The sequence below is a fragment of the Clostridioides sp. GD02377 genome (assembly GCF_045899875.1).
GTDB lineage: Bacteria > Bacillota > Clostridia > Peptostreptococcales > Peptostreptococcaceae > Clostridioides > Clostridioides difficile_A.
In genome coordinates, this window is sequence record NZ_JBJODA010000021.1 from 56,249 (window position 1) to 70,325 (window position 14,077).

Genomic DNA, 14,077 nt, shown 5'->3' on the forward strand with positions numbered 1-14,077 from the left:
TAATCTTTTATTAAATTATATGGATAAAAAACCCTAGAAACTCCAAATATAATAAGAGAGATTTATATTTAGGAGGAAAATGATAATATGAAATTTTTTAAAGGCGATATGAAAGCTAAAGTTTTAAGATATGTATTTGTTTTAACCTTGACTATAATAGCTGTTTTAGCAATTAAACATGACCATATATATAATAATTTAGGGAAAGATGCTTCGATTAATTTAGATAGAAATAAAGAAGCAGTAAGTGTTATGAATAATCAATCATTACCAAAGGATACTACAAGTAGCAAACAAACTTTATCAGTAAGTACAATAGGAAGTAAAACAATAGTGAAAAATGATGAATATCTAGAAAGTACTATAAATATGCCTATAATAACAAATTCAAATAAGATTGTTGAAAGGTCTACAAATGATAAAATAAAAAATGATATCTTTGAATTTTATAATAAATCATACACAGAAGCAAAGCAATATCTTAAGGATAATCCTGATGAAGAAAATAAGTTTGTTGCAAATGTAGATTTTGAACTTAAAAAGAATATTGACTCTGCTCTTAGTATAAAAGTAAGATATTATACTTATAGTGGCGGTGCACATGGATTTTATCAAGATATAGCATACAACGTGGATATGAGAACGGGAAAATTTTTAGAACTAATGGACTTATTTAAAGATAACACTAAATACAAGGAAGTTATAGATGAAGAAATTAAAAGACAAATAACTGAGCTGGAAAAAAAGGACAAAGAAAATATCGGAATATACAATTTTAAAGGTATAAAAGAGAATCAAAATTTTTATTTGCAGGATGAGAATTTAGTTATGTATTTTGATTTATATGATATAACTCCATATGCAGCAGGAATACCAGAATTTTCAATAAACAAAAAATTAATAAGCTATATGTTAAAACCAGAATATGTAGATTTATTTAATTTGAAATAGAAATTTAAATTAAATGTTATGCTATAATATCTAGCATAGAGATTTATTAAAATTGGGGGTATAAAAATGCTACTTTTAAAAAAAGACGACATAAAAAAAGTATTTACAATGAGAGATGCAATTGAGGCTGATAAGGAAGCTTTTAGAATTTATTGTGAAGGAAAAAGTGTAAATCCTTTGAGAACCAATATACCAGTTCCAAGCCAAGATGCTAGTATGTTATTTATGCCAGGATATGTAGAAGAACTGGGATGTGGGGGAATAAAAATTGTATCTGTATTTCCTAAAAATGCTCAAAAAGGTAAACCAGTAATTCCAGCAACAGTATTACTATTAGATGGTGAAACTGGAGAAGTGAGTGCAGCTTTAGATGGAACTTATGTAACTCAGATTCGTACTGGGGCAGCATCTGGAGCAGCTATAGATGTATTGGCTAAAAAAGATTCTAAGATTGGGGCTTTGATTGGTCTAGGAGGACAAGGAGAACCACAACTTGAAGCTATGATAGAAGCTAGAGATTTGGATGAAGTAAGAGTGTTTAGTAGAAATAAGGAAAGTAGAGAAAAATTTGCAGAAGAAATGAATTTAAAATTAAGTAAATATAACACTAAAATAATTGCAGTTGAATCATCTGATGAAGCTATAGACAATGCAGATGTAATAGTCCTAGCTACTCCATCAAAACAGCCTGTACTTAACGGAAACTTAGTAAAAAAAGGAGCTTTAATAAGTGCAGTAGGTTCATATATGCCAGATATGCAAGAGTTGTGCCCAAATTGTTTAACTAGAGCATCTAAGATATTTTTTGAATCAACAGATGCAGTTTTATCTGAATCAGGAGATATATTAATTCCATTAGAAGAAGGTAAAATAAGTAAAGATGATTTTAATGGTGATTTAGGTAATGTTATAAATGGGACTATTCCTGGAAGAGAAAGTGATGATGAAATAATTGTGTTTAAAACTGTCGGAATAGGTGTACAAGATGTCGTAACAGCAAAAAGAATATATGATAAAGCAAAAGAAAACGGTATTGGAATGGACTGGAAGTGGTAAAATTTTCAAAATAAATCTATAATTAGACAAAATTATGTTATAATGTTGATAAATAAATTTTTTTATTATCTTAGTTGAGGGAGGATATTTGTATGAAAATGGTAAAAAAGTTAATATTATCTTCGATTATGGCTTTAGTTTTAGTTCTAACTATAGGGTGTTCTAATGCAGAAGAAAAAGTAAAGTCAAATTTTGAAGCTAATTTAGCCGCACTAGAAATGTATAAATATGACGAAAAGGGGATTTCTGACGCATTAACAGAAGTTGAATATAAACAAATTCAAACTTATAATAGCAAGGACAAGGTTTCAATGTTAGCTCAATTGACTCCTCTTTATGGTAAAGAAAATGCTGAAAAGATATATGACACAATTGTTAAGTTAATTCAAGGTGTTGAAAAGACTGTAACAGTAGATTCTTCTAGTAAGGATAAGATAACTTTAAAAGTTGTAAGTAAAGCATTAGATACTAGTAAAGTAATGTCTGAAGCAAATACTTTAGTAAAATCATATGTAACTGATGAAAAGAATTACAACAAAAAAGAAAAAGAAGTTCAAGATGATATGGCAAAAATGATTATAGACCTTTACAATAAAAAACCAACTAAGGATGTTACAACTTTAATTACATATACTAAAAAAGATGGTAAATGGCAACCACCAAGCAATATACAAAAATTATGTGAAGGAATATATACAATTTAATTTATTTTAAAGACACAAAAACTATCTTTTAAACATATAATAAAATGTTTGGGAGATAGTTTATTTTATTCTAAAAATATAAAATATATTTTATAAGTTATTTACTTATTTTATAAATTATATTTTATAAATGACTTATCTTGTTAAATAACTTATCTTGCCAAATAATAAATAAATTTTTTACTAAATAAAGTACATTTAATATAATTTGTTTCAGTATTTATTGTACAATCAAATTTATTTGGTATATTTGCCAATTTTGACTATATAAAACTAACAATACAATTATGATATATCTTGATAAAACATGGTGAATAATTGTGTGTTATATAGTCGAAAATATGATATATTAATATTATATTATACGTTAAAAGTTTATTTATGTATTTTCAAAAAAGTTTTTATAAAATGAGAGGGGTGTTTTTATGGTATCAAGGCAAGAATTAAAAAGAGTGTCAAAAGCTCAATTGTCTGGAAACTGGGGTACATGTGCAATTGCTATGGCAGTATATATTGCAGTGATAGTATTAATATCGATTGTAGGATTGCCTTTTGAACCTTTAACTACTATTGTAGTAGCTATAATAGGGTTTTGCGTTGCAGCAGGATTTACATGCATGTTCTTGAAGATTACTAAAGATGAAAAAGTAAGAATAGGAAATATTTTTGTAAATGGAAGAATCTATTTAAGAAGTTTTGGACTTTATGTATTAGAATCAATAGCTGTTTATATTTATTCTTTTATAATCACAATTATAGGCGCATTTTTATCATTCGGTGTTTTACTTACTAGTGGAGCAATTGAATACCTATCAAGTGATAGTGTTGGTATAGGAACTATTATTTCTACTGGAATAACTTTAGTTCTTATAATATTTGTTCTTATGCTACCAGTTTATATATTGCTATTATATGTTTCTCAAGCTGCTTTTTTAATTTGTGAAGATAAAGATAACTTAGGTGTATTTAAAGCGATGGGTGCCAGTTTAGATATGATGAAAGGGAATGTACTTAAATTATTTGTACTAAACCTTAGCTTTATAGGCTGGTATATACTGGCGATAGTTACTCTTGGAATAGGCTTATTATGGTTGATTCCATATGTAGGAGTTACTAACTGTAATTTTTACAGACAATTACTAAAAGAAAATCCAGATGTAGAGGATATATTATTGGATAAAGAAAAATCTTATTCTATGTATTAAGATAGTTTTACAGTTAAATAAAATGTATTTTTAACTTGAACATTAAAGTATGGCATGACAAAACTGTCTTTTATAAGAATTTTTTTCTTAAAAGGCAGTTTTTGTTATTAAAAAATAAATGGTTGACACAGTATAGACTATTATGATAGTTTTTAATTATAGTAATGACTATTGCGATAACCATATTTGAGGAGCGATTTTATATGGAAATAAAATTATTTGATTCAGAACTTAAAGTAATGGAAGTTCTATGGGAGATAGGAGAAAGTAAGGCAGGGGAGCTAGTAAAAATACTAAAAGAAGAAACAGGATGGAATAGAAATACTACGTATACAGTTATAAAAAAATTAGTAGCAAAAGGTGCAATAGAGAGAATTGAACCAAATTTTGTTTGTAAAGCTTTAATAAGTAAAGAAGAAGTGCAAAAACAGGAAACAGAAACACTAATTAATAAAATGTTTGGAGGGTCTTCAGAAAAATTTCTTTCAGCTTTTATTAATAAAGAAAATCTTTCAAGTGATGATATTACAAAACTTAAGCAGATTGTCGAAAAATTAAAGTGAGGTAAGATTTATGTTCATTAAATTGTTAGAAATGAGTTTTACTTCTGGAGTTTTACTTTTAATTGTTATTTTCATAAGAGCATGTTTATTTAAAAAATTACCTAAGAAGGTATTTGTATTATTATGGTTGATTGTGTTGTTTAAACTTCTTATACCAGTAAGTTTAAACTCTGGTTTTAGTATTTATAGTATAATTGAATCCACTTTTAATGTTGAATTAGGTGCTACATCAGCTGAAGATTACACTCTTAAGGAAGTTAGTAACTCTATAGGTAAGAATACTTCTAACAATAAAGTACTATCTGATATTGAGAATTTTACAATATTGGAGATGTTAGGTATTTTGTCTTTTGTGGTTACTATTATACTGAGTATATTTTTATGCTCTAAGTATATTAAAATAATTAATCTTTTTAAAACTTCAATACATATAAAAAATCATGATTTTATTAAAAAATGGATATATGAAAATAGGTGTTTTAGAAAATTTATGGTTTGTGTATCTGAATTTACTAAGACACCACTTACATCTGGTATTTTAAAGCCACGTATTATTTTACCAAAACAAATGGATTATAGTAATAATCAGACTTTAAACTTTGTTTTGACTCACGAGATGGTCCATATTAACAGATTTGACAATATGCTGAAGTTGTTTATGCTTTTGGCTCTTGTTATTCATTGGTTTAATCCTTTAGTTTGGATAATGTTTTTTTTACTAAATAAGGACATAGAATTTAGTTGCGATGAAAAAGTAATGAATATGATTGGAGAAGAATATAGAGCTGATTATGCAACTGCACTGATAAGTTTAGCAGAAGAGAATAATCCATTTTCGATGGCAATTTACAATGGATTTGGAAAGACAAAGATAGAAGAGAGAATAGTTAATGTTATGAAGTTTAAAAAGTCAACTTATGTTACTTTTTTGGTTTCAACTGTATTAGTTTGTGGGACAAGTCTTGTTTTTGCAACAGGAAATAAGGAAATTAATGAAGTTGAATCTTTTGATTTAACAAAAAGTGAGCAAAGTAATAGAAGTGAATTTTCATTAAGCAATAAAGCGACTGATTTGTATTCTTCAAATGAGGATTCTGATATTTCTGTCAGTGTGTCAAAAATATCTGTGAATAAAGAAAATGAACCTAAAAGTAATGAAGATGAATCCATGAATAAAGAAAGTAAATCTAATAGTAATGAAGATGAGTCTGTAAATAAAGAAAGTAAATCTAATAGTAGTAAATACATGTATGTAAATAAATCAAGTAATTACAATGATATATCTTATACTAATTCATCAAATTATTTAGTTCAGAAAAATGGTTATGATGAGAATGGTTTAGTTATATCAAGACAAGGAAATTTGTTGTCAGTCAGCAAAGTTCAATATAGAACTTCCGTAAAGTAACCTTAAATCCTAGTAATACAAGAGATTTAGAATTAAAATACTATCTTGAAATAAGTTTAATTATTTTGAGATAGTATTTTTTATTAAAAAAATTATAAATATACTTGACACAAATATGACTATCGTGATAGTCTAAAGGTGTAGTTAATAACTATTGCAATAGTCACTAATAACTATTATACCTAAATAAATCTCTAAGAAAGGAAGATTGATTATGAAAATAAAAAAATCCCTTATAGGAACAATGATGGCAGCTGCTATAGTATTAGGAGGAACAGGGTCAATATTTGCAAATGAAAATAGTGATGTATCTAATATTACACTAGATAAGTTTGATTCTCTAATAAAAGCAGGAATAACTGACCCTGCTGACTTAGAAAAGTATGGAGTAGAGTATTATACTTATGAAGAGTATGCTAAGAATATTGAAGAGTTAAAAGCATATGCTAAAGACCCTAATGAAGTTAAAGATGTAAGTCAAGAAGACCTTGAAAAAACAATTAAAATAATGGAGCAAGATTTAGAGAAGATAAAAACTGAAGGATTAAAGATTATGAAACCTATCAGAATAAACAATGGAAATGGGCTTATAAGTTTCTGTGGTAGATAATGTACTAAGCTTACAATGCTAACCTTTTTTATATATACAATGAAATGTTAATAGTATTTATTAAAAAGTTTATAAAAATACTTGACACAAAAGTGACTATTGTGATAGTCTAAAGATGTAGTTAATAACTATTGCAATAGTCACTGTCAACTACAATACCCAAATAAATCCCTAAGAAAGGAAGATTGGCTATGAAAATAAAAAAAACAATTATAAGCACAATGATGGTATCTGCTATGATACTAGGTGGAACTGGAGCAGTATTTGCAAATGGAAATGATTCATCTAAAATTACTTTACCTAAGTTTGAATCTTTAATGAAATCAGGAATAACTGACCCTGCTGAGTTAGAAAAGTATGGAGTAGAGTATTATACTTATGATGAATATGCTAAACATATTGAAGAAATGAAAGCATATGCTAAAGACCCTAATGAAGTTAAAGATGTAAGTCAAGAAGACCTTGAAAAAACAATTAAGATAATGGAACAAGAGTTAGAGAAAATAAAAACTGAAGGATTAAAAATTATGAAGCCTATCATTATAGAAAATGAAGATGGGTCTCAACTTGCTATTTCTTCAAATTATGTAGCAACTAATTAGTGTTAAATATAATCTCAAAGAATATCTTAAAACCCTAAATAAGCATGACTAAATACATTAGGCTACTGCGATGATATAAACATGTAGTTGATGATTATTTAAATATTCATTAACTACACTACCCAAATGAAGTTTAAGTTTGTTAAAGTGAAGTAAAAAAGTATTAAAAACTTAGACAAGCGTAATTGAACATATTGAGTGAGAGTAAAATGAGACTCAAATAAGTAATAAAAGAACTAAAGTCTAAGTGAAAAAAGAAGTAAGAATTAGAGGAAACACAGAATAAAAGTAAATCAAGTCAAAGTAAAAGTATTAAACCCAATTTATAATGTTAACATTTTTTAATGTATGTTAAGAAATGTTAACATTATTTTTTTTTATCTAAATTAATAATTATAATATTTAGAAAATTCTAACGAAAATTAAATGTTATTTATTAGATTCATTAAAAGTTAAAGAAAATAATCGATTTAGCATTTTTAAGAGGGGTTTTAAAATTTTTAGACTTCTTGGCATAACAATTGCTTAATATATAAATTAAATAATATGATTATAAATTTGTGGATTAATTTTATCATTACTTACTTATTAATATATATACCATGTTGATAATAAGTATATGTTGATGGCTTTTAAAGTGTATCGCTAACAAATACACTAAGCTATTAGAGGAGTATTATTTCTAAGGGGGGAGAATCATGAAACAATTGCTTACAGGAAATGAGGCAGTAGCACGTGGAGCTTACGAAGCAGGTATATCTTATGCAGCTGCTTATCCAGGAACACCAAGTACCGAAATACTAGAAAATATAGCACTGTATAAAGATGACATAATTGCAGAGTGGGCACCAAATGAAAAAGTTGCAGTAGAGTCTGCAATAGGGGCATCTATTGCAGGAGGAAGAGCACTTGCGGCTATGAAACATGTTGGAGTAAATGTCGCAGCAGACCCAATATTTACGTATGCATATATGGGGGTAAATGGTGCAATGATTATTGTGTCAGGGGATGACCCTGGAATGCATTCATCACAAAATGAACAAGATAATAGACATTATGCTAAATTTGCAAAAATAGCTATGGTAGAACCGAGCAATAGTCAAGAATGTAAAGATATGTTAAAGGCAGCTGTTGAAATAAGTGAAAAATATGATACTACAGTTTTATTTAGAATGGTTACAAGAGTATGCCATAGTAAAGGTCTCGTTGAGTTAGGAGAAAAAGAAGAAACAGTTGTAAAGAAATATGAAAGAAATCTTTCTAAATTTGATGCTATACCAGCTACTTCAAGAGTACTTAGAGTTAAGCTTGAAGATAGATTAAAAAAACTTGAGGAGTTCTCTAATGAAACAGATTTAAACTTTATAGAATGGAATGACAAAAAAATTGGTGTAATAACTTCAGGTGCTTCTTATGAGTATGCTAAAGATGTGTTTGGAGATACTGTATCATACTTAAAATTAGGATTTACATATCCTCTTCCAACTAAGAAAATTAGGGAGTTCACAGAACAAGTAGAGACTGTTTATGTAATTGAAGAATTAGAACCTTATATAGAAGAACATTTAAAAGAGAATAACATACCTTGTATTGGAAAGGAAAAGATACCTAATATTGGGGAGTTAAACCCAGATATCATAGCACAATCAATCTTGGGAGAAAAAAGAGAGCTAATAGAATATAGTAAAGAAAAGATAGTAGGTAGACCACCAACATTATGTGCAGGATGTCCACACAGAGGATTTTTCTATGAGTTAGGAAAAATTAAAAATGTACTTATAAGTGGAGATATAGGATGTTATGGACTAGGAGGAGCAGAACCTTTAAATGCTAAGGATACCTGTATATGTATGGGAGGAGGTCCAGGAGTAGCTCATGGAGCACAAAAAATATTTACTAAAAATAATATTAATATGAGAACTATAAGTACAATAGGAGATTCAACATTCTTCCATACAGGGATAAATGGACTTATAGATATAATATACAATAAAAGCAATACTGTAACATGTATTCTTGATAACAGGATTACTGGTATGACAGGGCATCAAGAGAATCCTGGGACAGGATTTTCATTACAAGGTGACGTTACTGAAATGATGGATATTGAGACTATAGTAAAAGCTTTAGGATGTAAGAGTGTAAAAGTTGTAAATCCTAATAAGTTAGATGAAGTTAAAGGAGCATTAGATTGGGCTTTATCAATTGAGGAACCATCAGTAATAATTACAAGATGGCCATGTGCATTAAAAAAATTTACTGAAGATGATAAAAAGAGATTTGACCTTATACCATCAGTTTGTAGTGTAGATGATGAAAAGTGTATTGGATGTAAGAAATGTCTTACAACAGGATGTCCTGCTTTGAGATTTGATAAATCTAAAAAGAAATCAAGTATAAATCAAGCTCAATGTGTAGGTTGTACAGTGTGTGCACAAGTATGTCCAGTAAATGCTATAAAAAAGGTTGGTGAAGAATAATGAAAAAGGTTAAAAATGTATTGCTGTCAGGTGTAGGAGGTCAAGGTACTGTTTTAGCAAGTAAAATACTTTCTGCTGGTCTTATTGATGCTGGATATGATGTTAAGATGTCAGAAGTTCATGGAATGGCTCAAAGAGGGGGAAGTGTAACAACTCAAGTTAGATATGGTGAAAAAGTACACTCTCCTATACTTGGTAAGGGCGATGTTGATGTATTAGTTTCATTTGAAACTATGGAAGCTTTGAGATATCTTGATTTTCTAAAACCTGATGGCAAATTAGTAGTGAATGATTATGAGATGCCTTCAGCACCAATTTTAACAGGTAGAGTGGATTATCCTGAAAATATAATAGATGATATTAAAGAAAAAGTGGATGTAACAGTGATAAAGGCAGTTGATATTGCAAGAGGTCTTGGAAATGAAAAAGTTATGAATGTGGTCCTTTTAGGAGCTTTGATTAAGGCTCTACAGATAGAAGATGATATAGATTGGGAAAAAGTAGTGTCACAACAGGTCAAACCTAAGTTTATAGAAATTAATATAAAAGCTTTAAAAGAAGGGATGAATGCCTAAAAATAAAATGATAAGTATGTAAATAAAACTAGTTGAAAACTAGATAAAGGGTTAGGGTGGAAATCAATTACAAAACAAATTATATGGTGATTGTAAATAAAACTAGTTGAAAGCTAGACAAAGGGTTAGGGTGGAAATCAATTACAAAATAGATTATAGGGTGATTGTAAATAAAACTAGTTGAAAACTAGATAAAGGGTTAGGGTGGAAATCAATTACAAAATAAATTATAAGGTGATTGTAAATAAGATTAGTTGTAAAGTAGATAAATAAAGGGTTAGGGTAAAATATAAATAAAAATTAAGATTAAAATACAATCATTTAAGAGTAAGATTTTATAAATTTAAATATGGAAAATGAATATCTAATAAGCAATGGTTAATAAATAATTACAAATAAATTGTAAATTAAATAAATCTTTGACAGGAAGGAGAACTATTTATATATTAAATAGTATTTATAATATGAAAAAAGGCGATTTTATATGGATTGGAGTTCTTATTTGTATTATTGCTATCTTAGCGATACCAAGTAGTAGAGAAGTGTTTATGGCAGCAACAGGTGCACATCCATATATTGGAGGTTTTTTCAAGTTTGCTGTACTAGCTACAATGGGAGATTTACTTGGTGCTAGAATCTTGCATAAAGACTGGAAAATACCAGTAGGGGTCTTTTATAGAGCAATAGTTTGGGGAATAATAGGTATAGTTACAACATATGCGATGTCAATCTACTCAGCAGGTGTAGGTCAAGCACAAGTAGATGGTATGCTTCCTTTTGAGGGAATAGCCTTTGCTAATGCTTTGTTTAAGAGTGCAACTATGAACATACTAATGTCACCAACTGTGTTTTTATTCCATAAGGTTATGGATTGTTTTATAGACAAAAAATATGAAGTTGAAAAAGGGATTAAAGTAACACTTAAAGATGTGGTAAATGTAGTGGATTGGAATGCTTATCTTGGTTTTAGTGTTTTAAAAACTATACCATTTTTCTGGATACCATGCCATACAATTGTATTCTTATTCCCTGCTGAATATAGAGTAATTGCCTCTGCATTTGCATCTATAGCTTTAGGTCTAATATTAGCTTTAGCCAATAAATCTAAGGTTACAAATTAAGTTTATTGATGAATCAAAAACATTATTTATAAACTAGGAATAATCTTTTAAAATAATAATCTTTAAAATAGTATTACTTAGAATAACTAAGCAATATTTTCATTATGAAGCAACATTTTACTAAAATTAAAAATAAATATACAATTTCAAAGAGAACTAAATTTGCGAGTACTGTTTTTAAGAAGCTTAAAATCCCCCATTTAAAGTTTTAAGATTCTAAAACAATAAGTTATAACTACAAAAATGGCTGTTAGGACTATGATACTTATAAGTTAAAATACTTATAGTATAGATTAGTTCATAACAGCCATTTTTTATTTTGAATCAATAATCTAAAATAAATTCTAAATCAAACTTTAAATTAAAGGGTTTAAAGAAGCTATTCTAGTTGTAGCCACGTAAACTCTAGATATTTCATACCATGTTTTAAAATCTACTACTCCACTTTGAGGTAAACCAAAGATTCCTTGGAATATTCTAACTGCATTTTCTGTATCTGTTCCATATATACCATCTTCTATTACCTTTGGTATAGCTGGGTAAGAGTTGGATATGGCATTTAACTGATTTTGTATAGTTCTAACATATTGTCCAGTAGAACCAACTTGTAATGTAGTCCCAGGGAATGATACAGGGACACCACTTACTATAGGTGCTTTTTCAAATACTATCTCATCTCCATAATAATATCTTAGTATGCTTTCATAGTCGTATCCTTGGTCACCTAAATCTTTGCTTCCCCATTGAGTCATTTGGTTAGGACATTGAGATTTTTGACCATCACAATATTGTGCTAATAGTGGCTGTCTTGCTGTAGGAGGTCTTTTTATAAATGTGTTAAATATTGCATCTACAACTACATTAATTGGTTCAAATAAGTTTCTGTTGTTTATAAATTTATGGTCATATGCAGTTGATGAAGTTATTGTAAAATTATATCCTTTATTTCGATACCACTCAGTAAATACCCTATTTAAAGTAAATGATATTATAGCTATTACATTTGCATAGATTGTCTGTTGAGGCCAAGTTGAATATATTTCAGATGAGGCTATGTTTTTAATGTACTCTTTAAATTGAATCCAATAGTTTGGAGCTGATGAATCTTCTGGCAAACCATCATGAACTACTATAAATTCAGGTACTACAGGGTTATCCAATACAACAAAACCAGTAGGAGGAGGTAATGGCTTTGAGTTACTTTCTGGAATTTTAGGAGGATAAGTACCGTATAGGGTATGTTCTCCTATATCAAAAATCAATTCACTTTGTCTTGAGAAAGAACGTTTACTTCTTGTTCTAGGAAACATGGGAACTCCCTGTCTCGCTTCAATTGTAGCTAATAATTGCGTTCCTTCTATGACAACTGTTTCATATCCATCTGCTATGGCTTCTACTATATACTGGCTGTAAGGTCTAACATCAGATGGTTGTAGAGAGTAATCTACATCTGGTGCTGGTAATACTAATCCAGTCACTTGACCAGATTCATTACTCGTTAGGTTTTGGTATAAAGTTGATGAGCTTTGGCTACCATTAGACATTGAATATATGTTTACTGTTGCATTTTGAATAGGTCTATTGTTAGTAGCATCGATTATACTTACTGTTAAGAAACCATCTTGCATCAAATCACCCTTTCTTTAAATGAATTTAGTTCCCTTATATTTCAAGATATGAATATAGCTTGAGATTTGTTAAATAATATAGATATAAATTTAAATTTTTTAAAATATTTTAGTATATTTGACTTTGAATAATTTAATGTCTATTTTAGAGTGTATTTAAAACAAAATAAGCTAAAAATAAATAGATGCTATAAAGAAGAAATGAATTAAGTATTTTGAACAGAAGTGAATTAAAAATTTTGAAAGGAAAATAGTCTATGAAGCTGGATTTATTTTTATTGGCAATAGTTCCTATATTGATAGGGCTATTTTGGATAAGGTCTAAAGATAAATATTGTAGAGAGCCTTTAATTCATTTAATTAAATTTTTTTTAATAGGTGCTTTTTTAAGTATTATAATTATACTTTTAGAAAATTTACTGATGAAATTTAATGTATTTGAAGGATATTCAGAACTAATATATGTATCATTTGTAGTTGCAGGGCTTGTAGAAGAAGGTGTAAAAGCTCTGATACTAATTCCTGCACTAATTAAAGAAAAACATTTTACCGAAAAGTTAGATGGTATTATTTACTCTGTATTTTTATCTTTGGGATTTGCAACAATTGAGAATATAGTCTATATTTTTTCTGAAAGTGGTAATTTAGCCCTTCAAGTTGGTATTAATAGAGCGATTATCTCTATTCCAGCTCATGTAATGTTTGCTATTACTATGGGATATTATATCTCTAAGTATAAGTTTGAAGGAAATAAAAACAAGAGACGTGAGTACTTGTTTATGGCTGTATTGATTCCAATTTTATTACATGGAGTTTTTGATTTTATATTGATGATAGAATATAGATGGGCTATTATATTACTTATAGTTTATGTGATAATTTTGTGGAAGGTAAATCTTGATAAACTTGATAAATATATGAATCACTCTAAAAAAGTGTTTTTCGGTAATCTTAAGAAAAAGAAAAGAAAATAGAGTTCAAGCAAAAGACATAAACAGTTAAAAGAAATAAATGACAAACAAACGAAGCAGATTGAAGGGGGATTATAAATTTGGCGAATTTACCAGAAGAATTTTTAGAAGATATTAGAGAAATACTACAGGATGAATATGATGATTTTATAAAAAGTTATGATGAAGATAAGACTACTGGTCTTAGAATAAATACATTAAAA

General features: G+C 28.5%; 14 protein-coding genes and 1 pseudogene. 14 read left to right on the forward strand and 1 reads right to left on the reverse strand.

The window, feature by feature from the left end:
• Window positions 1–87 precede the first annotated feature (87 nt).
• The 11 genes from Q3304_RS17185 to Q3304_RS17235 all read left to right on the forward strand — a co-directional run bounded on the left by Q3304_RS17185 (window position 88) and on the right by Q3304_RS17235 (window position 11,275).
• On the forward strand, window positions 88–951 hold the full coding sequence (locus Q3304_RS17185; protein ID WP_054275830.1) for a DUF3298 and DUF4163 domain-containing protein: 864 nt from the start codon (window positions 88–90) through the stop codon (window positions 949–951).
• 66 nt (window positions 952–1,017) lie between these two features.
• Window positions 1,018–2,007 carry an ornithine cyclodeaminase family protein gene (locus tag Q3304_RS17190; RefSeq protein ID WP_227832225.1) on the forward strand — a complete coding sequence of 330 codons (990 nt, stop codon included), beginning with the start codon at window positions 1,018–1,020 and terminating at the stop codon, window positions 2,005–2,007.
• 92 nt (window positions 2,008–2,099) lie between these two features.
• Window positions 2,100–2,711, forward strand: coding sequence for a hypothetical protein (locus Q3304_RS17195; protein WP_054269069.1), 612 nt, complete (start codon window positions 2,100–2,102; stop codon window positions 2,709–2,711).
• Between the two features lie 425 nt (window positions 2,712–3,136).
• Entirely contained in the window at window positions 3,137–3,916 is a 780-nt protein-coding gene (locus Q3304_RS17200) for a DUF975 family protein (protein WP_054275831.1), read from the forward strand.
• Window positions 3,917–4,119: 203 nt separating this feature from the next.
• A complete protein-coding gene (locus Q3304_RS17205; protein ID WP_054269071.1) occupies window positions 4,120–4,479 on the forward strand; it encodes a BlaI/MecI/CopY family transcriptional regulator in 360 nt (119 codons plus the stop codon).
• Between the two features lie 10 nt (window positions 4,480–4,489).
• Window positions 4,490–5,887 (forward strand): M56 family metallopeptidase, encoded by a 1,398-nt coding sequence (locus Q3304_RS17210; protein WP_407814721.1) that lies wholly within the window; start codon window positions 4,490–4,492, stop codon window positions 5,885–5,887.
• Window positions 5,888–6,101: 214 nt separating this feature from the next.
• Complete coding sequence (locus tag Q3304_RS17215; RefSeq protein WP_407814720.1) at window positions 6,102–6,497, forward strand: hypothetical protein; 396 nt, start codon at window positions 6,102–6,104, stop codon at window positions 6,495–6,497.
• Between the two features lie 191 nt (window positions 6,498–6,688).
• On the forward strand, window positions 6,689–7,099 hold the full coding sequence (locus Q3304_RS17220; RefSeq protein WP_227832227.1) for a hypothetical protein: 411 nt from the start codon (window positions 6,689–6,691) through the stop codon (window positions 7,097–7,099).
• Between the two features lie 698 nt (window positions 7,100–7,797).
• Window positions 7,798–9,579 (forward strand): indolepyruvate ferredoxin oxidoreductase subunit alpha, encoded by a 1,782-nt coding sequence (gene iorA, locus Q3304_RS17225; RefSeq protein ID WP_407814719.1) that lies wholly within the window; start codon window positions 7,798–7,800, stop codon window positions 9,577–9,579.
• A complete protein-coding gene (locus Q3304_RS17230; RefSeq protein ID WP_054275834.1) occupies window positions 9,579–10,154 on the forward strand; it encodes an indolepyruvate oxidoreductase subunit beta in 576 nt (191 codons plus the stop codon). Before iorA ends, Q3304_RS17230 begins: the two co-directional genes overlap by 1 nt.
• Window positions 10,155–10,618: 464 nt before the next feature.
• A complete protein-coding gene (locus Q3304_RS17235; RefSeq protein WP_054269077.1) occupies window positions 10,619–11,275 on the forward strand; it encodes a hypothetical protein in 657 nt (218 codons plus the stop codon).
• Between the two features lie 356 nt (window positions 11,276–11,631).
• Here Q3304_RS17235 and sleC read toward each other — a convergent pair whose 3' ends face one another.
• The gene (sleC, locus tag Q3304_RS17240; RefSeq protein ID WP_407814718.1) at window positions 11,632–12,903 is read right to left on the reverse strand and encodes a spore cortex-lytic germination protein SleC; all 1,272 of its coding nucleotides are present in this window, start codon (window positions 12,901–12,903) and stop codon (window positions 11,632–11,634) included.
• 257 nt (window positions 12,904–13,160) lie between these two features.
• Here sleC and Q3304_RS17245 point away from each other — a divergent pair, with 257 nt between their 5' ends.
• From Q3304_RS17245 to Q3304_RS17255, 3 genes and pseudogenes are all read left to right on the forward strand, one after another.
• Window positions 13,161–13,877 carry a PrsW family intramembrane metalloprotease gene (locus tag Q3304_RS17245; RefSeq protein WP_054269079.1) on the forward strand — a complete coding sequence of 239 codons (717 nt, stop codon included), beginning with the start codon at window positions 13,161–13,163 and terminating at the stop codon, window positions 13,875–13,877.
• A 27-nt stretch (window positions 13,878–13,904) separates the two neighbouring features.
• Window positions 13,905–13,952 (forward strand): annotated as a pseudogene (locus tag Q3304_RS17250) (bacteriocin); the annotation flags it as partial.
• Between the two features lie 2 nt (window positions 13,953–13,954).
• Window positions 13,955–14,077: hypothetical protein (locus tag Q3304_RS17255; protein ID WP_407815454.1), on the forward strand; the 123-nt coding region annotated here is incomplete at its 3' end.

Excerpts from the sequence above, each read along its gene's own strand:
- Q3304_RS17230 (WP_054275834.1), top strand. The coding sequence starts at position 9,579 with ATGAAAAAGGTTAAAAATGTATTGCTGTCAGGTGTAGGAGGTCAAGGT.
- Q3304_RS17245 (WP_054269079.1), top strand. The coding sequence starts at position 13,161 with ATGAAGCTGGATTTATTTTTATTGGCAATAGTTCCTATATTGATAGGG.
- Q3304_RS17210 (WP_407814721.1), top strand. The coding sequence starts at position 4,490 with ATGTTCATTAAATTGTTAGAAATGAGTTTTACTTCTGGAGTTTTACTT.
- Q3304_RS17200 (WP_054275831.1), top strand. The coding sequence starts at position 3,137 with ATGGTATCAAGGCAAGAATTAAAAAGAGTGTCAAAAGCTCAATTGTCT.
- sleC (WP_407814718.1), bottom strand. The coding sequence starts at position 12,903 with ATGCAAGATGGTTTCTTAACAGTAAGTATAATCGATGCTACTAACAAT.
- Q3304_RS17195 (WP_054269069.1), top strand. The coding sequence starts at position 2,100 with ATGAAAATGGTAAAAAAGTTAATATTATCTTCGATTATGGCTTTAGTT.
- Q3304_RS17205 (WP_054269071.1), top strand. The coding sequence starts at position 4,120 with ATGGAAATAAAATTATTTGATTCAGAACTTAAAGTAATGGAAGTTCTA.
- iorA (WP_407814719.1), top strand. The coding sequence starts at position 7,798 with ATGAAACAATTGCTTACAGGAAATGAGGCAGTAGCACGTGGAGCTTAC.
- Q3304_RS17190 (WP_227832225.1), top strand. The coding sequence starts at position 1,018 with ATGCTACTTTTAAAAAAAGACGACATAAAAAAAGTATTTACAATGAGA.
- Q3304_RS17235 (WP_054269077.1), top strand. The coding sequence starts at position 10,619 with ATGAAAAAAGGCGATTTTATATGGATTGGAGTTCTTATTTGTATTATT.
- Q3304_RS17185 (WP_054275830.1), top strand. The coding sequence starts at position 88 with ATGAAATTTTTTAAAGGCGATATGAAAGCTAAAGTTTTAAGATATGTA.
- Q3304_RS17220 (WP_227832227.1), top strand. The coding sequence starts at position 6,689 with ATGAAAATAAAAAAAACAATTATAAGCACAATGATGGTATCTGCTATG.
- Q3304_RS17215 (WP_407814720.1), top strand. The coding sequence starts at position 6,102 with ATGAAAATAAAAAAATCCCTTATAGGAACAATGATGGCAGCTGCTATA.